Source organism: Thiocapsa roseopersicina (genome assembly GCF_900106925.1).
In the GTDB taxonomy this organism is placed as follows: Bacteria; Pseudomonadota; Gammaproteobacteria; order Chromatiales; family Chromatiaceae; genus Thiocapsa; species Thiocapsa roseopersicina.
This window is the reverse complement of record NZ_FNNZ01000008.1, coordinates 159,597-178,920: the sequence shown is the minus strand read 5'-3', so window position 1 is coordinate 178,920 and position 19,324 is coordinate 159,597. Positions and strand designations below refer to the sequence as shown.

The window sequence follows — 19,324 nt, the reverse complement described above, 5'->3', positions numbered from 1 at the left end:
CCTATGCCAACTCCATGGCCAGACCACTTCGAATCGAGCTCGCCGGCGGTTTGTATCACGTCACCTCGCACGGTGATCGCCGCGAGGCGATCTACCGCGACGATGCGGACCGGTCGGCCTGGCTCGCGTTGTTCACAGAGGTCTGCGCGCGCTTTCATTGGCGCTGTCATGCCTACTGCCAAATGACCAATCACTATCACGTCGTGGTGGAGACCCCGGAGGGGAATCTGTCGAAGGGGATGCGGCAGCTCAACGGCGTCTTCACCCAGCGGGTCAATCGTCGTCATGGCCTGGTCGGACACCTGTTGCAGGGCCGCTTCAAGGGCATTCTCGTCGAGCGCGATGCGTATCTGCTTGAGCTGACGCGGTATGTCGTGCTCAATCCGGTGCGTGCCGGCATGGTGGCGGATGCCGGCGATTGGGCCTGGAGCAGCTACCCGGTTATGTTGGGTCGGGTGCCGGCACCACCTTGGTTGGAGACCGACTGGGTGCTCGGGCAATTTGGGCATGGGCGTGTGGCGGCTCGTGCCGCCTATGCGGCGTTCGTCGCCGACGGGGTCGGGCGGTCGAGCGTCTGGGACGCACTGAGGTGCCAAGTCTTCCTCGGCACCGACGGAGCACTTCGGCGTGCACTACTCGACCGTCAGTCGAGCCGTGCGCCGGTTCGAGTACGCCGACGTTGGCAAGACCTGACGACTCGGCCCTCTCTTCGGCATTTGCGGGCGGGTCGACCGCCGGTGTTCCCGGCGGCCGGCAACCGGGTCAGAATCGAGATCGCGGGTGTCGACTGCCTGATCAACCCGGAGGACGAGGTATGAAGCGTTGGCGTGGTAAGTGGTGGCTGGCCCTGTGTTGCGCACTCGGGCTGGCGTATGCCGGTACCGCCGGCGCAGGTCGAATTCTGGTGCCGGTGCACGGGTACCTCGGAGGTTCTTCGGCCTGGCAGCAGAGCGGAGTCTTGCCGGTGTTGGAGCAGGCGGGCTGGAGAGTCGCCGGCAACTGGCGGTCCACCCCGTCCGGGGTGCGTCTGGAGCCGGTCGGGCCACCGGCGGGGGAGTTCGCAATCTACACGGTCGACCTGCCCTCCACCGCCCCGCTGATGGAGCAGGCGCGCGTTCTCGGCGGGATGCTGGGCGCCATCGCGCAACGGCACCCGACGGATACGGTCGACCTCGTCGGGCATTCGGCCGGCGGCGTCGTGGCCCGGCTCGCGCTGGTGAACTACGGCGCGGGCACGGTCACCCGGCTGATCACCATCGCCGCCCCCCATCTGGGCACCGAGCGCGCTTGGCAGGCGCTGGAAGCGACCGACGACAGTGGACTGTTCGGCGGCATCAAACGCTGGTTCGTCGAGCGCAAGGTGGGAGACGACGTGTATCGCACCGTACGGTCTTCGCGCGGCGTCCTCGCGGACCTATCGCCACCTGTGCCCGGCAACCTGCTGTACTGGCTGAACGCTCGCCCGCACCCCGAGATCGCTTATGTCGGAGTGGTCCGTGGGGCCGCGATCGGGATGCCGGGCGATCAGGTCGTTCCGGCCCCCAGTCAGGACCTTCGCCGGGTGCCGGCGCTGAGTGGCCGGGCCGGCATCCAGGTGGTGGCCGGCGATCACCAACTCAGCCGGCAGGATGGGCTGTTGTTGTCGCAGCTGGTGTCGAAACCCGCGAAGACCGCCGCGACCGGTTCGAAATAATGCTTAAAGAATAAGAAGGGGTTTGATGGATCGACGGCGATGGCTCTCGCTGATCGGATCGATCCTCGGCCACATCCGCCTGCCGAGGCTGACCGTGATGCCTCCATCGGCGAAGGACAGGTCGCCGACGGCACGCATGTCAATCTCGGGGCGATCGCAGCTCGCGCGTCAATACTTCCCGGTCAGCTTCATGATGAGCTTATGGATCCCGTGGTAGGACATGCCCGGGTTTAGATACATGACGGCGCAGGTCCCGGTGCGCAGGTTGATGCCTTTCTCCGCAGCGAGTGCCACCGCCTCCGGGGTCTCGTGGGCCATGTGGATCCAGACATGACCGATCCCTGCATCCGCGGCCGCGGCAACCCAGCCCGCGGTCTCGGCCTTCGGCACCTCGATGATGAGGCCATCGATGGCTTGGGGTAAGGACGCGAGTGTGGGATACGCGGGATCACGGTCGACCAGCATGGTGCTGGGGTCGATCGGATAGACGGTTTTCCCCATCGCCTTTAACCGCCGGTAACTGATAAGCGGAAAGGGTTTGGCTGTGGTGTGTCCGACAACACCGAAGCGACCGAGGGTGAAGAAGTCTTCGTAATTCGAGGCCATGAGGGCGGGGTTCCGGTTGAATGGGTGATTGGGCATGCTTACCGACGGGGCCGGAACGAAGCGCGAGCCTGTTGCGGATGGGTTCTTCCGCGGTAGCTTGCGGGGTGGCAGATACTACTCGGTCGGAGCGAGGCTGTAACGAGCGACGTGCGATCGTTCGCAGAGGCGTGTAGGGGAGCGCGATGCGCCCGCCTCGGTCCCGCACCTCGACGCGGCCGTCGATTGGGTTATGCTCTCAAGTCTGCGACGGCAGCGCGTTTCGGCTTGACGCGACAAGGGTTCCGTGGATTTTTGATGCGAGGGTCGGTAGAGCCGATGAAAAACGATCCGATACGACTCGGCCTGATCGGATACGGCATTTGGGGCGAGAAGATTCTGCAGACACTTCTCACGCTGGGGGTTCGACCCGACGTCGTCGAAACCTCCGAGCCACGCCGCAAAGCGGCAATCGCGGCGGGCGCACGCAGTGCCTCGGACGAGATCGCCGCTTTGCCTGCAGTCGACGGCATCATCGTCGCGACCCCGGCGACGAATCATTGTCAGCTCGTTCTCCGGCTCCTCGACCAATTCTCATGCCCGCTCTTCGTCGAGAAGCCGCTCACGGCGGATGCCGACGAGGCTCGGCTCATCGTTCGCGAGGGCGGGACGCGCGTCTTCGTGATGCATATCTGGCGCTATCATCCGGGCATCCGTGCGCTTGCCGAGATTGCGCGAAGCGGCGAGCTCGGCTCGGTTGCGGGCGTGCGGACGGTGCGCACCAACTGGACAAGTCCTCGGACGGACGTCGACAGCCTCTGGAATCTCGCGCCGCATGACATCAGCATCGCCCTTGCCGTCTTGGGGTTCATTCCGGAACCGCGCTTCGTGCTCGCCGAACGGCAAGGCTCGCGCATCTGCGGCCTCATCGGAGTCTGCGGCGAGTCGCCCTGGTTGGCACTGGAGGTGTCGAACCGCTATCGCGACAAGCGTCGCGAAGTGCGGCTACATTGCGACGGCGGCGTCGCCGTGATGACGGATCCCGACGCGGGCTTCATCGAGATCACGCGGGAGGGCGACACGCGTATCCCGTTCGATTCGAGGACCGAGCAACGCCCGGTCTCACGCCAGTCGGCATTGGGTCTCGAGCTGGGCTGCTTCATCGACTATCTCGGCGGCGGCCCGGCGCCGCCGACCGACGCCGCCGAGGGTCTCGCCGTTGTCGAGACCCTGATGCGTCTTCAACACATGGCCAACAGCGGAGGCGCGTCATGAGCTGCCGGGCGACCGTCATCGTACCGACCAGTATCGATCGAGGTCCGTTGCTTCAATACTCGGTCGGCAGCGTCCTGCGTCAGACCCTGTCGGATCTCGAGGTCTTCATCGTCTGCGACGGCGCCGAAGCAGGCACCCGAGCAGCCGCACAAGCGCTCGCGCAACAGGACGCGAGGGTTCGTGTCTTCGATTTTCCCAAGGGTACCCGACGCGGCGAGACCTACCGCCATGAGATCCTGAACAATCATGCCGACGGGGAGATCGTGTGTTATCTCTGCGACCGGGATCTCATGCTCCCGCATCATGTCGAGCAGATGCATCAAGCCCTTACCCGGCACGACTTCGCCAACTGCGCCTATCTCGACATCAAAGAGGACGGTCGGGTTGTCCCCGAGCTCAAGCTCGACAGCGGGCATCCGGTGCAACGTGCGCGGCTTGTGCGCCATGGCCGTATGGGAGTCATGTTGTCGACGATGGCGCATCGTCTCGACTTCTATCGGCAACTCCCGTTCGGGTGGCGCACGACGCCGGTCGACTGGTTTACCGACCATTACATGCAGCATCAAATGCTGTCCCAGCCCAAGTGCAGAGGCATCGGTGTCGCGAAGCCCTCGATCGTCTACTTCAAGCGCGGGCATCACCCCGGTTGGCCGACGCAGCAGCGCGCCGACGAGCTGAAGGTCTGGTCGGACCTGATCGACGACCCGCCTGCACTCGCCGAGAAGCTTTATGCCGCGCTCGGCGAGGTGCTGACGGATCGGCTCGCGCTGCACGAGCGTCTCGGGCACGGGCTGCTCATCGACGGGCATCCTCCCGCCGTTGCACTCCGGCGCTGGATCAGGCGTCGGTTGCGTCGCTGAGACAGGCCCGGAGGCCTTGCAGGGTCGGGAAATTCGCAGCCGAGTCACTCAGGATCGCATGCGTTTGCGGCCATGGGATCTGCAATTCCGGATCGGCCCAATGGCACCCCCAATTATCGTCGCCGCCGTAGTCGCAGTAAGCCTCGGAGACGGCCTGAATATGCAGCGAGCGTTCGGGGAAATACCAGCCGTGCAGGATCCCGCGCGGGAACGTGAGTGCAGCCGGATCCTCGCCGTGCAGCTCGTAGAGCGACCATTGATCGCGAGTCGGGGAGGTGCCTCGAAGATCACGTAGGCCGAGGAAGACCTTGCCTTCAAGACAGCAGAAATACTCGTCGTGACGGAGGTGTAAATGCATCCCGCGAAGGACTTCGGGCTCGGACCGCACGAAGCTCCATTGCACGGGAGCGATACAGCTCCCCCAATGTTCTTGGAAAATCTCGGCAAATGATCCGCGTCGATCCTTCTGGGCTGCGATTCGGTGTAGCTCGGCCCCCTCAAGCGGACGCCCGGCAATCAATCTTGATAAGGGATTCGTCATGCGTCGTTGGCTCTGTTTTTAGTGATTCGGGAGGGATGGAAAACACATGAAACATTCACGTTCGGTTACCGCCGCGTTCGCTTCCGTTCTTCGGGTCGCCCGCCGGATCTCTGCGCGTCTAACCGATAAGACCAAACGCAAGGTGCGCGCGATCCTGCGTCGTATGGATTCGGCCGTCATCGAAGGCTTGGCGTCTGCGGCACCGGAGCGGGTTGCCGTGACGGAGCTGCGAGCCTTCCCGATGGGACCCGACGTCGAGCTTACCGTCTATTGGCTCGATCGACCAAGCGTTCTCGGACCGTCGGCATCACTGTATTGGAAAGGCCAGGAGCTTCTGCGGATGGACCTGCACGATGCCAATCCGCATGTTCATTACGGATTTGCACAGTCGAAACTTTGGCGTTCGGGCGGGGAGCGTATTTACCTCCCGGAGACACCGATCGAGACGCGCGCCGAGTTTGCCGCCTATCAGATCAAGCACAATCTGGCTTGGTGCTTTGCCAACCATCCCGATCCCAGAGCCAAACGAAGCCTGCCCGATCAAGCCGTCCTTCAAGAGGCGGCCTCCTGGCTGCATAAGCGCATCCTCGATCTGCATCGATCCAAGCAAAGTTGATGAAGATTCGTCATGCCCTCGTGACCGTCCGTTGGCGCGAGTCCCTGCGTCTCGTGCTGGTCCAGCAACTCGGGGCTGAGCGGGTCACGCTCGCCGAGCCCGGCAGCCATGCCGCACGGGAGGCACTCCGAGAGGCGGACGTCGCGATTCTGAACGGCAATCCGGACCGCCACGTTTTGGAGGCACCCTGTTTGCGCTGGGTCCACTGCGACCATGCCGGCATCGACGGCTTTGCTCCGCCCGAGCTGCTCGACGGGCGATTCATCGTAACGACCTCGGCCGGTCGTTCGGCCTCGGCGGTCGCGGAGCACGCGCTTTATTTCATGCTCGCACTCTCGCACGAGGCGCCCCGGCTGTGGCGAGCGCAACGTCGTCGTGTCTGGGGATTGCCGGGGCTCGAGAATCGACGAAGTCTTCAGGGGCGCACACTCGTGATCGTCGGTTGCGGGCATTCCGGGAGCCAAATGGCCCGTTATTGCCGGGTGATGGGGATGACGGTGGTCGGGTATCGTCGTCGGGTCGCGCCTGTACCTGCCGGATTCGATGAGGTCTACGCCGCGGATGCGGGCGACCGACTGAGACCCCTTTTGGAGCGCGCGCAGGTGCTCGTCCTCGCGGCATCCCTCAACGACACAAGCCGGGGGTTGATCGGTGTGGACGAATTGGCTGCCTTGCCTCGGGGTGCCTACCTGATCAATGTCGCTCGAGGTGCCTTGGTCGACGAGCAGGCATTGCTGGCCGCACTCGAGCGCGGACACCTCGGCGGTGCGGGACTCGATGTCGCGACGATGGAGCCCTTGCCGCCGACGAGCCCTCTCTGGAGTGCCCCTCGGACACTCATCACGCCGCATGCGACGCCCCTGGGTCCCGACCGCGATCGGGTGTCGCTCGAGCTGATCGGCACCTTGATCGATCAGTATCGCCGCGGAGAGCCGCTCTCCGGCGCGCTCGATTCGCGCGATGTCTACACCTCCCCGCAGAGGCCGAGCCCCGTGAAGCGCCGTCTTACACGTTTTTGGGCCCGCCTTGCGTCGCTGTCCTGATACCTCGAGGCGTGCGGTAGATCGGCTCGGTTCGAACCGCGTGCAGCGCGAGCAGATGCGCCGGGACAGGCTTGCCGTCGGCGACGCGTCCGAAGCCGCTGATGATGCGTGGCAGCAGAAATAGACCTCCGGCGGAGGCCGCTTGGCCGGGGCGCCCGCAAAGCAGCGCCGCCGGCCGAGACGGGAGCCACGAACGGGGTTAGGGAGCAAGGTTCATGGCTGTTGCCGAGATCGCTTCAGGTGGCGCTGCCGGATGTACCGTCTTTGCCCTTGTCGGCGCCGCACTTGCCTTCGCCGCACTTACCTTCGGTGCCCTTTTCGGCGCCGCATTTGCCCTCGCCGCATTTGCCTTCCGCATCCTTGTCCTTGGCCCCGCCGCATTTGCCTTCGCCGCACTTGCCTTCGGTGTCGGCACCGGCGAGCTGCATGTAGCCAGCGTCGAGCGGCTGAGCGGCGAAGGGGTTGTCTGCGGCTTGGGCAACGCCGAAGGCGCCGAGGCTGCCGACGAGGGCAGCACCGACCAGGGCGGCGGCAGGCGTGATGGTTTTCTTGGTCATGGTCTCGTCCTCGTGTCGATCGATGAGAAGGGAGGCGTCCGGAAGCGGACATCCGACGCCATTATCGCAGCAACGCGCTCGGATTTGATACGTCGGAACCTCGGGGGTTCCCTCCGGGCTCGCCAATCCGGGCCCGCGCATGCGGTCGTTCCCTGACGATAGAGACCCTGCGTATCGATACTGTCCTTCAACCGCGTCTCGGATCTCGCGACCTAGACGCCCTTTGCGGTCGCCTCCGAATCTGTCGACGCAGATCGGCTCCGTCGCGGAGTCGCTCCACGAGGATGCGAAAATCGAGCGGAAACAGGTGATTCAGCGTGATTGCCCGTTCATCCAGATACGCCCAGTCGATGGGGAATCCGGCATCGGCGAACGCGAAGGCGATGTAATTGTCGTCGTTGGTGACCCGCCCGAGGTGGACTCGGCCCTCGAAGACCTCGTCGAGGAGCATGAAATGCGGATGCCATCCGTCGGGGGATCCGCAGAAATTGGCGACCAGCACGCCGCCGGGCCGGAGCCGACAGCAGGCCGCTGCGTAGAAATCGCGACTGAGGAACGCGGGCGAGATACCGTCGGCGTCGAAGCCGTCCAGCAGCAGGACGTCGGTGTCGCTCTCGTCGGTGGGAAGATAGTCGGCGGCATCGGCACGCACGATGATCAGGCGCTCGTCGCGAGGGACGCCGAACTCGGCACTCAGGGCGATGACATCGGCGTTGACCTCGATTACGTTCAGGCGCGTGCGCGGCAGATGGCGGTGACAGAACTTGGCCATGGAGCCGCCGCCGAGGCCGACCATCACGACATGCTCGGGCTCGGGCACGAACAATAGGAAGGCCATCATCTTGCGCGTGTAGGCGAAATCCAGCGCGAACGGATCCGCGATGCGCATGGAGCTCTGCACGAAACGCAGACTGAAGAAGAGCCGCCGGGTCCGGCCGTCTTCGACGATGAACGGCTTGCCGTAGCGCCCGCTCAAGATGCGCTCGTAGAGCCGCTCCGGGTCGCAGGTTGCTGATTCGAGAACGCGCAGACGGCCGTGCTCACCCAACTCCTCACCCGGTAACTCCAAAAGCGTCGGTTGCTGCTGCACGGCGTGGTATCTCGTTGGATTGCTTGTCCCAATGGGGGCGGTGTCTGTCTGTGCAGGTCTCGTCGGTGTTCCGGCACCGCGACGCGGTCCGTTGCGACTCCTCGGACAACAATGGCACCGGACCCCGCCAAGGCATGATCTAATGGTTTTCAGATGTTAATCACATTTCGGTGATGATGAAGATCCGAGAGTCGAACGACAGCTGCGCGAGGAGGCGATGGACGATGAGCCGCAACGACCGCATGATCGAGGTGCTCCGCCGGAAGATCCCGACCTTCGCATGCGAGCCCGGATGCCATGACTGTTGCGGTCCGGTCACCGCCTCGAGCGAGGAGATGGCCAGGCTCCCGATCAGAACCGACGCGGAGCATGCTGCGGCGCTTGCCGCGTGGAGCTGCCCGCATCTCGGTCCCGAGGGTTGCCGGGTCTATGCGGAGCGCCCGCTGATCTGCCGGCTGTTCGGGACCACGCCGAGCCTGCCGTGTCCGCGCGGCAAGCGTCCCGAGGCCATGATCGATACCCGCACCGAGCAGGCCATACATCGCTATCTCGAACAGACGCGACAGGTCCTTGTTTAGCCCGGACCCGGTTGATGACCGACGACCCGCGTCGGGGCCGCACGACCGCGCCGGTCGAGGTGCGGAACCTCACGGTTTCGTGACCGCGACGGCGAGCCGCAGATCCCGACACACCCGACAACCCACTGCAACACAAGCATTAAGGATCGAAGAATGAACGTCAAAGACAGCAACGGAACAGCGCTCGACAACGGCGATTCGGTTCAGGTCATCAAGGATCTGAAGGTGAAAGGCACCTCCGTGACTCTGAAGCGAGGCACGGTGATCAAGAATATTCGTCTGACCTCTGATGAAGACGAGATCGAGTGCAACGCGGACAAGGTGAAGGGGCTGGTTCTCAAGACCTGTTTTCTCAAAAAGGTCTGAGCCGTCTCCGCGGCGTATTCACGCCATTCCAGGTGCTTCCGGAGACGGACCCCTCGGGGTCTGCACCCCCGGCGCCCCGAGCACCTCACCCCCGCAGGGCAAAGAGGTCATGCCGTGCCGACTCCGTGATCGTCGAGACCGCCGGATGCTTGATATGGCGCTCGGCCGATATGGCGTAATAGCGCTCCTTGATGTCGTCGACCCGGGCGATCAGCGCGACACGGTACTTTTGGAGGATGTCCTGCTCCACCGCGGTCGGTGTCGTGAAGATCCCGACACCGGCCTCGCCGAAGGCCTTCATGAGCGCGCGGTCTTCGAACTCCGCGACGATGCGCGGCTTCACCTCGTGTCGGTCGAACCAATGCCCGAGTGCGCGATAGAGTGCGCTTGAGCCGGTCGGCATCAGCATCGGCGCGCCGTTGAGCGAGCGCGGAAAGTCCTCGCGATGGCGTGCTGCCAGCTCCGGGACCGCGAAGAAGCTGATCCCGGATTCGCCCAGGACATGGTTGTAGGCACGGATGTTGAGTGCCGGATTGACCGGGCTGTCGGCGAGGACTAGGTCGAGCTTGTGCACCGAGAGATCGGCCAAGAGGTCGGTCAGGGGCGCTTCGTGACAGACCAGGCGCACCGGCTCCGGGAGCGCCAGCACGGGCGCCAAGACACGATAGGCGAGCAGCTTGGGCACGACCATAGCGATTCCGACCCTGAAGGTGATGCCGGAGGCCGGCGGACGGCCCGAGACCACGTCCTGCAGCTCGCCCGTCAGCCTGAAGATCTCGTCGGCATAGGAGAAGACCACCTGGCCGCTTTCGGTCAACGCGAGGTTGCGCCCGGATTTGCCGAACAGCTTCGCCCCGATCTGCTCCTCGAGCTCGCGCAGCTGCCCGCTGATGGTCTGGGGCGTGAGGTGCATTACCTCCGATGCGCGGGCAATGGACCCGTGCGTCGCGACGGCCCAGAAATAGCGCAGGTGCTTCATGTTCAGGTTCGGCATCGGGGGCGGATCCGCGCGATTGGGGTGGAATGCGAAGGATCCGGGCCGGGGGTGTTGCCCGCAGGCGGTCCCGGCGATGGCTATCGGGGATAGCTATCGGCGGTTGAGCAGCGGAGGTTGCGACCGGATCGCTTGGCATGATAACCCGAAAGCCGTGCTGCCGATGCGCTGCCCCGCGCGGGTCGCAGCTCGAAGCGCCGGTGCTGCTGCCGGGAGTTGCCGGGTTGTGCCGTCCGCGCCATCGTCTCGGTTGGACCGCGCGCCTTGCTGTCGTTGAAGCGGCGGCAGGGGTTGCTGCGGTCCCTGCCGCCGGCGGTGCTGCGAAGTTGTCGGGCGATCGGCGAGGACATGGGTGTTTCGGCCTGCCCCCGATCGCGCGCCGGTTCATGCTACAAGTCGCCGATAGCTGTGCCAGGTGGCATAACCCAGGACGGGGAAGAGCACGATCATGCCGACAAACAGGGTCAGGATTCCGATCCCGCTTACGGCGACGATGAGTGCCGCCCACAAGGTCATCGCGGACAGGTTCGACCGCACGACGCGATAGCTGGTCTGCATCGCGGTGATGGGCCCGACGTCTCGGTCGAGGATCATCGGCACCGCGACTGCGCTGATCGTGAAGACAACGGCCGCAAGCAGAAAACCGATCCCGAAAAAGAAGATCATGACGACGGGGTCGAAATGCCCGGACAGGATGCCGACGTAACCCTCGATGCTCGGCGAGAACATCGTGAACTGGACCGCGAAGAGCAGGGCCGAGAGTCGCACCCAGGCCGCGGCGATCAGACCGAGAAGCAGGGCGAAGAGGCTGAGGTTGGTGCCTCGCTCCCGGACCAGCTCGAAACCGGCACGGATGCTGATCGGTTCGCCGGCGTCCTGTTGGCGTGCTGCGACATAGAGCCCCGCCGCGAGGAAGGGACCCAGCAGCAAGAGGCCCGTGACGAAGGCGATCGTAAACCAGGGCAGTGCCCAAGTCAGTGACACGGTGACCCAGCAGGCAAGGGTGAAGAGCGTGCCGTATAGGAGACTGCTCGCGGGAGCAGCGGCGAAGGTGCGAAGGCCCGCGGCAAGCCAGTCGAGTGGCTCCGCGATGTCGACTTGGTGGATCGAGGGTACCGCCTCCGAAAAGGAGGGATGAGCGGTTTGCGCTTTCATGGGTGAAGGTCCTCGTTTCTAATGGGCTCGGAGGCCGAGTGTCCTTCGAATTCCGACGACTTCCTTGCCGATCCGATCCGCGAGCGCGTCTAAAGTTCACGTGAGTCGAGTCAAGCCCGCGCGCCGCGCGGGCGTTGCCTGTTCCTTTTCGGGCCCCCACACTAATCCACACGCGACGAAAGCGGCGTCCGCGCGCGTGTGAATCCCCGGGGCCGTCGCGTTTTTCCGGTCCGGGCACCCATCAATCCCATATGTCGGCAGATCGCCCCGGAACATCCCGGCCCGGGTCCCGGCCGATCCCATCGAGGCACGCATGAGCAAGAAACGATCATTGGATTTCGCGGGGAAGGAGATCGATGTCCGGTTCGACGGACGGCTCTGCATCCACGTCGGCGAATGCGGTCACTCCGCGGGCGACCTCTTCGTGGCCGACCGTCAGCCTTGGTGCATGCCGGACCTGGTTTCGAAGGAGGAGGTTCGCGAGATCATCGAGCGCTGTCCGAGCGGCGCCTTGACCTACACCGACAAGGCCGGTATCCCCGAGGCGCCACCTGCGGAAAACAGCCTGACGGTCGCCTACAACGGCCCGCTCTATCTCACGGGCGATTTGGAGATTGAAGGCGCTGGAGACGACATGCCCGGCGTGCGTTTCCGCGCGGCGCTCTGTCGGTGCGGGGCTTCCAAGAACAAGCCGTTCTGCGACAACAGTCATATCGAGGCCAAGTTCGAGGACTATGGCGCCGTGGGCGAAAAGGGGCCGGGACTGACCGCGACGGGCGGCAAGCTCGGTGTGGAGTTGCGGCCCGATGGCCCGCTGGTCCTGACCGGAAATCTGAGCATCCGCGCCGGCACCGGTCGGCTCGCCTGGCAGGGCGACAAGGCGTTTCTCTGTCGCTGCGGGGCGTCGAAGAATAAGCCGTTTTGCGACGGGACGCATAAGAAGGTCGGCTTCAAGGGCTGAACCGCAACTGAACCGCGTCCGGGGTGACAGGCGTCGTGTGTCGCTTTGTTCGGCCTCGTCGCGGCCAACGGCGATGGTGAGACGCGGTTCAGGAGGGACCGATGTCGACTCACATCCTGTTCGATTTCGACGGTACCCTTGTCGACAGTCTCGATGCGGCCTTCACGGCCTTTCGGCAGATCGGCCCGGAGTTCGGGTGCGCGCCGCTGAGTCGGGAGAGGCTGGAGCGACTCAGGGGCATGCACGCGCTTGAGGTCGTGCATGCCTTGGGTGTGCCCATGTACCGGCTGCCGCAACTCGCCACACGGATGCGCCGTGCCATGCGTGCCGATCTGATGGAGACGGCCCCGATCGAGGGTATCGGCGAGGTGCTGGAGACGCTGCTGCAACGCGGGCATCGCTTGGGTATCCTGTCGTCGAACGCGCGGGCGAGCGTGCGTGAGTACGTCCGCCGCCATCGGCTCCCCGGTCTGGATGCCGTGATCGGCGGGACCGGTCTCTTCGGCAAGGCCGGGGCCTTGCGCCGGCAGGCTCGCTCGCAGGGGATTGCCCCCAGGCGCCTGGTCTACGTCGGCGACGAGCTGCGCGATCTCGAGGCGGCGCGCGATGCGCGAGTGCGATTCGCCGCCGTGGCTTGGGGCTACACGCCCTTGAAAAGTCTGGCGACCGGAGGGCCTGATTTTCAGTGCCGCCATCCGCGGGATCTGCTCTCGATCGACGTCGAGAGGCCCTAAGTCACGACTCGGAAACAGGGCAAACACGTGATAAACGGTAGGATGGGTAGAGCGCAGCGAAACCCATCCTCCAAACCGCCGAGTTGCCGGGTTTCGGTCCGATGCCCTTAGCGGGCTGGATGGGTTTCGCTGCACTCTACCCATCCTACGGCATGACTGACCCCCGGCGCCTGGAGCGCAGGCAACATAAGAGACGCATGACGGCACCGTCCGATGGCGTCCGATACGACAACAGGATGGAGGAACCGACGACCTTGGATCAGATCACCGCATTGAAACGCGACGCCGCAACGACGGCCGCGTCCACGCCTGCCTCCGCTTCCGCCGACACCTCGCACGATTCACTCGCGACGGAATTCTCCGCACTGCGGCGGCAGGTCGGCGAGACCATCCTCGGTCAGCGCGGCCTGATCGATCGGCTGCTCATCGCCCTGCTCGCCGACGGCCATCTGTTGGTCGAAGGCGCACCGGGACTCGCCAAGACCACGGCCGTGAAAGAGCTGGCCGCCGGGCTCGAGGGCGATTTCCATCGCATCCAGTTCACCCCGGATCTCTTGCCGGCCGACCTGACCGGGACCGAGGTCTATCGCCCACAAGACGGGACCTTTCGGTTCGACCGTGGCCCCATCTTCCACAACCTGCTGCTCGCCGACGAGGTCAACCGCGCGCCGGCCAAGGTGCAGTCCGCCCTTCTGGAGGCGATGGGCGAGCGCCAGGTCACCGTCGGCCGCGAGACCTACCCGCTGCCGCGACTCTTTCTGGTCATGGCCACCCAGAACCCGATCGAGCAGGAAGGCACCTATCCGCTGCCCGAGGCCCAGCTCGATCGGTTCCTGATGCATGTCCGGGTCGACTATCCGGATATCGATACCGAGCGTGCCATCCTGCGGCTCAATCGTGAGGAGGCCCGACGCGATCGCGCGGCCTCCCCAGGCGTCGTCCTCAGTCAAGCCAGCGTCTTTGCCGCCCGGCACGCGATTCTCGATCTCTACATGGCCCCCGAGGTCGAGGATTATCTGGTCCATCTGGTGATGGCGACCCGCAAGCCCGAGGCCTACTCCCCGGACCTGGCCGGCTGGCTGCGCTTCGGCGCGAGCCCGCGCGCGACCATCGCCCTGGACCGCTGCTCGCGTGCCCTGGCCTGGTTGAACGGGCGCAGCTTCGTCTCGCCCGAGGATATCCAGTCGCTCGCCCCGGATGTGCTGCGTCATCGCGTGCTCCTGTCCTACGAGATGGAGGCGGAAGGCCGCCGGCCGGACGACTTCATCGAGGCATTGCTCGCGCGCGTCCCGGCGCCTTAGGCGGTGCTCGCCATGCGATCGAACCCCCCGACGGCGAAGGGCGCGAAGGCGCCGCATGCGCGGACCGAGGGCATCCTCCCCGAGCTGACCGAGCTGATCGCACTGCGCGAGCAGGCGCGGCGTCTGGATCTCGCGCCGCGCGGCCGGGTCCTGGCGACGCGCACCGGCGGCCATGTGGCGCGCTTTCGCGGGCGCGGGATGGAGTTCGACGAATCGCGCGTCTATCAGCCCGGCGACGACCCGCGCAACATGGACTGGCGTGTCACGGCCCGAGCCGGTCGTCCGCACGTCAAACTCTTCCGCGAGGAGCGCGAGCGCCCGGTCTGGCTGCTGGTCGATCAAGGGCCGACCATGCGCTTCGGCACACGCATCGCCTTCAAGTCCGTGGTCGCCGCGCGCGCGGCCGCGCTGCTCGGCTGGGCCGCCGTGGATCGCGGCGATCGGGTCGGCGGACTGGTGTTCGACGAGACCCGGCATCTGGAGCGCCGCCCGGCCTCGCGTGCCGGGGGACTCCTGCCGCTCCTCGACCGTCTGGCGAGCCCGACGCCCGCCTTCTCCGCGGATGCCGAATCTTCCGGTCAGGCCGGCGGCTACGGCTCGCTCGCCGAGGCCGCGGGACACCTCGTACCGCTGGTGCGCCCCGGCAGCCTGGTCGCCGTGATCAGCGATTTCGCCGACATCCTGCGCACGCAAACGCGTTGGATGACCGAGCTGGCCGCCGGCTGCGAGGTCATCCTCTTGCCGGTCCACGACAGCATCGAGATCCAGGCACCGCCCTCCGGACGCTATCCCGTGACCGACGGGTGCCGGCGCGGCCTGCTGGATCTGACCCGCTCCGGGAGCCGCGAGGCTTACGAAGGCCTGTTTCGGACCCGGATGGAGACCCTCGAACGACTGGCCCGGCGCAACCGTGCCCACCTGCTGCGCCTGACCGCCGATGTCCCGGTCGGTCCCGCACTGGCGCTCGGGCTCGGCGGGCGAGGGCGCTTGCCCGCCGCGGGGGGCATCGCATGAACGCCGATCCTCTGGCGCAACTGCGCGACTGGCATCTGCCGGATCCCATCCAATGGTGGCCGCCGGCGCCCGGTTGGTGGATTTCCGCTGCCGTGCTCTTGGCGGTTCTGCTTTGGCTGGCCGGCGTGCGCTGGCGCCGGCATCGGCGTCGGGGCGCCGCCGCCCGTTCGGCCCTGCGCGAGCTCGCCGCGCTGCGGGAGACCGCCCGGGCCGACGGCGACACCCGCGCCTTCGTCGCCGCACTCTCGCGCCTGCTGAGACGGTTTGCGCTCGCACGCTTTCCGCGCGAGCAGGTCGCCGGACTCACCGGCGATGCTTGGCTGGCCTTCCTGGATGCGACCGGCGGCGGGGACGGCTTTCGTCACGGACCGGGTCGGGCACTCGCCGACCTGGCTTACCAGGCGACCCGCGACGGCGATCTACCGCCGAATCCCGATGCGCTGGCCGATCTGGCGGAAACCTGGATCCGCGCCAACCGTCGCCACGGCGGCCCCGCAGTTCGCGGGGCCGCGGAAACGCCTGCCGACCCAAAGGCCGAAGGGCCGCTCCATGCAACGAGATGATCCCGAAAATAAAATATAAAATCAACGATGTACGATGGGTAGAGCGCAGCGAAACCCATCCTCCCCGCTCCGGCGCCCCGGCTTCGGCACCGTTGGCGCGCAGCGAAACCCATCTTTTCCGCGCAGCCACCCGGATCGGGCGTTTGAGCTGTGAGGATGGGTTTCGCTGCGCTCTACCCATCCTACGTGTTTCGGTTGGTTTTGAATCCTTACCAAAACCTTCTGAAATGCGCCGCTCCAAGGCCGATATGTCGCTGCGACTTCAAGGACATGCGATGACGATTCAAACACCCGCCGAGCGCGTTTCAGCATGATCACGATGGCTTGGCCCTTGGCCCTGCTAGCCCTCCCTCTCCCGCTCCTCGCGACCTGGCTCCCGCGCGCCCGCGACGAGCAGGGCGCGGCCCTGCGCTTCCACCTGGATCCGGATCTCGCATCGCACGTTGCGCGGGGCACCCGAGGCACCGGCTCGCTGAGTCCACGCCTGATCCTCGCCTTGGTCGCTTGGGTCCTGCTGGTCCTCGCCGCGGCGCGTCCCGAATGGGTCGGGGAGCCCGTCAGACTCCCGGTCTCCGGCCGTGACCTCATGATCGCGCTCGATATCTCCGGGAGCATGGAGGTGGCCGACTACGAGCTGAACAACCGCATGGTCTCGCGAATCGCGCTCGTGAAGGCGGTCGCGGAGCGATTCATCGGGCGGCGCGAGCAGGATCGTCTCGGACTTATCCTCTTCGGCTCTCGGGCCTATCTCATGACCCCGCTCACCTTCGATCGCACCACGGTCGGGACCATGCTGAGCGAGGCGGTCGTCGGGCTGGCCGGTCGCGAGACCGCGGTCGGCGATGCCCTCGCCCTGGCCGTCAAGCATCTGCGAGACCAGCCCGAGGACAACCGCGTCGTCATCCTCATGACCGACGGCGCCAACAACGCCGGGCACATCGAGCCGCTCGCCGCAGCGGAGCTGGCGGTTCAGGCCGGCGTGCGCGTCTATACCATCGGGATCGGCGGCGGCAACGGCGGCGGGATGGCGCAGTCGCGCTCGCCCTTCGGAGGCGTTCCGGCGCGCGCGGGCAGCGATTTCGACCCGGAGACACTCCGGCGCATCGCCGAGATGACCGGCGGGCGCTTCTTCTCGGCCCATGCCCGCGAGCAGCTCGAAGAGATCTACGCCGAGCTCGACCGTCTCGAGCCGAGCGAGCGCGACGAGCGCTCGCTCACGCCGAGACGCTCGCTCTACATGTGGCCGGCGGCCGGTGCGCTGCTCCTGAGCTTCGGGTTGGCCGCCGCGCCGCTGTTGTCCGCGGGGGGGCGCCGTCGTGTGGCCTGAATTGCAGCTTCTGCGCCCGATGTGGCTGCTGGCCCTGATCCCGGCCGTGATCCTGCTCGCGGCGCTGTGGCGACGGCCGGCCGGGGCCTTGGTGTGGCGCCGCCTGGTCGATGCCCATCTGCTGCCGCATCTCCTGGTGGGTGCGGATCTTGCCCCGCGACGCCTGCCGCTGTGGCTGTTGGGTCTCGGTTGGCTCCTGGCGACGCTGGCGTTGGCCGGACCGGCTTGGGAGCGTGTCGCGCAGCCCGTCTACGGGACCAGTGCTGCGCGGGTCATCCTGCTCGACCTCTCCCCGAGCATGAACGCGGCCGATCTGCGGCCATCCCGTCTGGCGCGTGCCCGGTTCGAGGTCATGGATCTGCTGAAGGCATCGGAGGAAGGGCAGGTCGCACTGCTCGCCTTCGGCCCGGAGCCCTTCGTGGTTTCGCCGCTGACGCGGGATGCCGCGACCATCTCGTCCCAGGTGCCCCAGCTGACGACCGATCTCATCCCGGTGCCGGGTCCGCGCGATACCGCACGGGCCTTGAATGCGGCCGGCGAGCTGCTTGGGCGTGCCTCCGCCGGTCGCGGCGATATCGTCTTGGTGACCGACGGGGTCGGCGACCTGGCCTCGGCCCGGTTTGCCGTGCAGGCGTTGGCTGCCGGCGGGCATCGCGTCTCGGTGCTCGCGGTCGGCACATCGGACGGTGCGCCCGTGCCCCTGGCCCCGGACGGGACGCGTGGTTTCGAGCCCGACCCCGACGGCGGGGTCCGCATCGCACGCCTGCCCGAGGCCGACCTACGCGAGCTGGCCCGGCTCGGCAACGGCCGTTATGTCGAATCGCATGCAAGCGACGCCGATACCCGTGCACTCATGGGCCTCGGCTCCATGGATGCGGAGATGACCGAGGAGCCGTCGCTGCTGTCCGATCAATGGCGCGAGGAAGGCCCTTGGCTCTTGCTCGCGCTCTTGCCCTTCGCCGCCTTGGCCTTCCGGCGTGGTTGGCTGTTGTCGATCCTCGCCTGTGTCATGATCCTGCCGCCGACCCCCGGATGGGCCTTGGAGTGGTCCGACCTCTGGTGGACGGCCGATCAAAAGGCCGCCCGACAATTCGAGGCCGGCGCGAACGCCGAGGCAGCCGAGCTGTTTCGCGATCCGGCTTGGCGTGCCGCCGCCAGCTATCGGGCCGGCGATTACGAGCGCGCACTCGCGGCCTTGTCCGATGAGCCGGACCCGGACGTGGACTACAACCGCGGCAATGCACTTGCACGTCTCGGACGGCTCGACGAGGCCATCGCCGCCTACGAGCGTGCATTGGAACGCGATGCAGACCATGCGGATGCGCGTTACAACCTGGAGCTGCTCCAAGCGCTGCGGGACCGCCCGCCCGAGTCGTCGGATGACGGCGAATCGGGCGAGGGCCAAGGCGAGGGCGCGGAGGGCGACGCCGCAAGCGACTCGCAAGGTTCCTCCGGCAACGAGCCCTCGGGCGGCGGAGGAGATCCGTCCGACTCGTCCGGCAGCGACGACGCGCAAACAGACCCGAGCGAAAGCGCCGAGGACTCGGGCGAGCAGGCGGGTGAGGGCAAAGAGGGCACCGAGCCGGCATCCGAGACCGCATCCGATTCGGCCGAGCACGACGGTTCGGATGCCGCGGGCGAGCCGGGAGCCCAAGAGTCGTCCGATCAGGCCTCGCAGAACCGCTCCGAGACCGGACCCGCATCGAGCGGAAAATCCGGGCCGACCGGCGACCCGGGCGATATCGGACCGGACGACATCGCCGAGACCGAGGATGTCTCCCTGCCGGAGGATGAACCCGGTGGATCGGCGCAGCACCCGGACGGGGCATCGGATCCGACTACCGAAGAGCCCACGCCCTCGGACAGCGCCCTGTCGGACGCCCTCGGTCCAGAGGCGCAAGAACGCGAGCAGGCAATGGAGGCTCAATTGCGCCGAGTCCCGGACGACCCGGGCGGTTTGCTGCGACAGCGGTTTCTCCTGCAGCATCTGCGTCGCGAGGGGCGCTTGCCCTGAGCCGCGTCTTGCGCGACAACGACACCTCGACACGCACGCATGCGTCGACCTTGATCCTGG

At 66.0% G+C, this 19,324-nt stretch carries 21 protein-coding genes; 15 read left to right on the top strand and 6 right to left on the bottom strand.

From position 1 onward, the window contains the following. The first annotated feature begins 14 nt into the window (after window positions 1-14). Together BLV04_RS10715 and BLV04_RS10710 are read left to right on the top strand one after the other, a co-directional pair. Window positions 15-818 (top strand): transposase, encoded by an 804-nt coding sequence (locus BLV04_RS10715; RefSeq protein ID WP_245731841.1) that lies wholly within the window; start codon window positions 15-17, stop codon window positions 816-818. After that, window positions 815-1,693, top strand: a complete 879-nt coding sequence (locus BLV04_RS10710) for an alpha/beta hydrolase (protein ID WP_093031249.1) — start codon at window positions 815-817, stop codon at window positions 1,691-1,693. The genes BLV04_RS10715 and BLV04_RS10710 overlap by 4 nt, the downstream gene beginning before the upstream one ends. A 168-nt stretch (window positions 1,694-1,861) precedes the next feature. Here the strand turns inward: BLV04_RS10710 and BLV04_RS10705 are convergent, their stop codons facing one another. Further along, complete coding sequence (locus BLV04_RS10705) at window positions 1,862-2,299, bottom strand: CoA-binding protein (RefSeq protein ID WP_093031246.1); 438 nt, start codon at window positions 2,297-2,299, stop codon at window positions 1,862-1,864. 315 nt (window positions 2,300-2,614) lie between these two features. Here BLV04_RS10705 and BLV04_RS10700 point away from each other — a divergent pair, with 315 nt between their 5' ends. Together BLV04_RS10700 and BLV04_RS10695 are read left to right on the top strand one after the other, a co-directional pair. Next, window positions 2,615-3,550: a Gfo/Idh/MocA family protein gene (locus BLV04_RS10700; protein ID WP_175534589.1), complete on the top strand. Its 936-nt coding sequence runs from the start codon at window positions 2,615-2,617 to the stop codon at window positions 3,548-3,550. Then, on the top strand, window positions 3,547-4,410 hold the full coding sequence (locus BLV04_RS10695; RefSeq protein ID WP_093031241.1) for a glycosyltransferase family A protein: 864 nt from the start codon (window positions 3,547-3,549) through the stop codon (window positions 4,408-4,410). The genes BLV04_RS10700 and BLV04_RS10695 overlap by 4 nt, the downstream gene beginning before the upstream one ends. Here the strand turns inward: BLV04_RS10695 and BLV04_RS10690 are convergent. Further along, window positions 4,388-4,951 (bottom strand): dTDP-4-dehydrorhamnose 3,5-epimerase family protein, encoded by a 564-nt coding sequence (locus tag BLV04_RS10690; protein ID WP_093031238.1) that lies wholly within the window; start codon window positions 4,949-4,951, stop codon window positions 4,388-4,390. The two genes, BLV04_RS10695 and BLV04_RS10690, sit on opposite strands and share 23 nt — an antisense overlap. A gap of 46 nt (window positions 4,952-4,997) precedes the next feature. Between BLV04_RS10690 and BLV04_RS10685 the strand changes: the two genes are divergently transcribed. Then, a complete protein-coding gene (locus tag BLV04_RS10685) occupies window positions 4,998-5,567 on the top strand; it encodes a hypothetical protein (RefSeq protein WP_093031235.1) in 570 nt (189 codons plus the stop codon). Beyond that, window positions 5,567-6,610 (top strand): D-2-hydroxyacid dehydrogenase, encoded by a 1,044-nt coding sequence (locus BLV04_RS10680; RefSeq protein WP_093031232.1) that lies wholly within the window; start codon window positions 5,567-5,569, stop codon window positions 6,608-6,610. Before BLV04_RS10685 ends, BLV04_RS10680 begins: the two co-directional genes overlap by 1 nt. A 236-nt stretch (window positions 6,611-6,846) precedes the next feature. On the opposite strand, the gene BLV04_RS10675 is transcribed toward BLV04_RS10680, so the two are convergent. After that, on the bottom strand, window positions 6,847-7,167 hold the full coding sequence (locus BLV04_RS10675; RefSeq protein WP_093031405.1) for an HvfA family oxazolone/thioamide-modified RiPP metallophore: 321 nt from the start codon (window positions 7,165-7,167) through the stop codon (window positions 6,847-6,849). A gap of 187 nt (window positions 7,168-7,354) precedes the next feature. Beyond that, window positions 7,355-8,257, bottom strand: coding sequence for a spermine/spermidine synthase domain-containing protein (locus BLV04_RS10670; protein ID WP_093031229.1), 903 nt, complete (start codon window positions 8,255-8,257; stop codon window positions 7,355-7,357). A gap of 224 nt (window positions 8,258-8,481) precedes the next feature. Here BLV04_RS10670 and BLV04_RS10665 point away from each other — a divergent pair, with 224 nt between their 5' ends. Together BLV04_RS10665 and BLV04_RS10660 are read left to right on the top strand one after the other, a co-directional pair. Next, window positions 8,482-8,835, top strand: coding sequence for a YkgJ family cysteine cluster protein (locus BLV04_RS10665; RefSeq protein ID WP_093031226.1), 354 nt, complete (start codon window positions 8,482-8,484; stop codon window positions 8,833-8,835). A 153-nt stretch (window positions 8,836-8,988) separates the two neighbouring features. After that, window positions 8,989-9,201, top strand: a complete 213-nt coding sequence (locus BLV04_RS10660; protein ID WP_093031223.1) for an alkylphosphonate utilization protein — start codon at window positions 8,989-8,991, stop codon at window positions 9,199-9,201. Between the two features lie 85 nt (window positions 9,202-9,286). On the opposite strand, the gene nhaR is transcribed toward BLV04_RS10660, so the two are convergent. Continuing rightward, entirely contained in the window at window positions 9,287-10,195 is a 909-nt protein-coding gene (nhaR, locus tag BLV04_RS10655) for a transcriptional activator NhaR (RefSeq protein WP_093031220.1), read from the bottom strand. Window positions 10,196-10,579: 384 nt separating this feature from the next. Further along, the gene (locus BLV04_RS10645; protein ID WP_093031214.1) at window positions 10,580-11,350 is read right to left on the bottom strand and encodes a DUF2189 domain-containing protein; all 771 of its coding nucleotides are present in this window, start codon (window positions 11,348-11,350) and stop codon (window positions 10,580-10,582) included. Window positions 11,351-11,663: 313 nt separating this feature from the next. Between BLV04_RS10645 and BLV04_RS10640 the strand changes: the two genes are divergently transcribed. The 7 genes from BLV04_RS10640 to BLV04_RS10610 all read left to right on the top strand — a co-directional run bounded on the left by BLV04_RS10640 (window position 11,664) and on the right by BLV04_RS10610 (window position 19,264). Beyond that, entirely contained in the window at window positions 11,664-12,311 is a 648-nt protein-coding gene (locus BLV04_RS10640; protein WP_093031211.1) for a CDGSH iron-sulfur domain-containing protein, read from the top strand. Between the two features lie 101 nt (window positions 12,312-12,412). Next, the gene (locus BLV04_RS10635; protein ID WP_093031208.1) at window positions 12,413-13,045 is read left to right on the top strand and encodes an HAD hydrolase-like protein; all 633 of its coding nucleotides are present in this window, start codon (window positions 12,413-12,415) and stop codon (window positions 13,043-13,045) included. A 236-nt stretch (window positions 13,046-13,281) separates the two neighbouring features. Then, complete coding sequence (locus tag BLV04_RS10630; protein WP_245731838.1) at window positions 13,282-14,346, top strand: AAA family ATPase; 1,065 nt, start codon at window positions 13,282-13,284, stop codon at window positions 14,344-14,346. Between the two features lie 12 nt (window positions 14,347-14,358). Then, a complete protein-coding gene (locus BLV04_RS10625) occupies window positions 14,359-15,360 on the top strand; it encodes a DUF58 domain-containing protein (RefSeq protein WP_093031399.1) in 1,002 nt (333 codons plus the stop codon). Further along, complete coding sequence (locus tag BLV04_RS10620) at window positions 15,357-15,923, top strand: DUF4381 domain-containing protein (protein WP_093031205.1); 567 nt, start codon at window positions 15,357-15,359, stop codon at window positions 15,921-15,923. Before BLV04_RS10625 ends, BLV04_RS10620 begins: the two co-directional genes overlap by 4 nt. 310 nt (window positions 15,924-16,233) lie before the next feature. Further along, on the top strand, window positions 16,234-17,250 hold the full coding sequence (locus tag BLV04_RS10615; RefSeq protein ID WP_093031202.1) for a VWA domain-containing protein: 1,017 nt from the start codon (window positions 16,234-16,236) through the stop codon (window positions 17,248-17,250). Next, complete coding sequence (locus BLV04_RS10610) at window positions 17,240-19,264, top strand: VWA domain-containing protein (protein WP_093031198.1); 2,025 nt, start codon at window positions 17,240-17,242, stop codon at window positions 19,262-19,264. The genes BLV04_RS10615 and BLV04_RS10610 overlap by 11 nt, the downstream gene beginning before the upstream one ends. Window positions 19,265-19,324 lie beyond the last annotated feature (60 nt).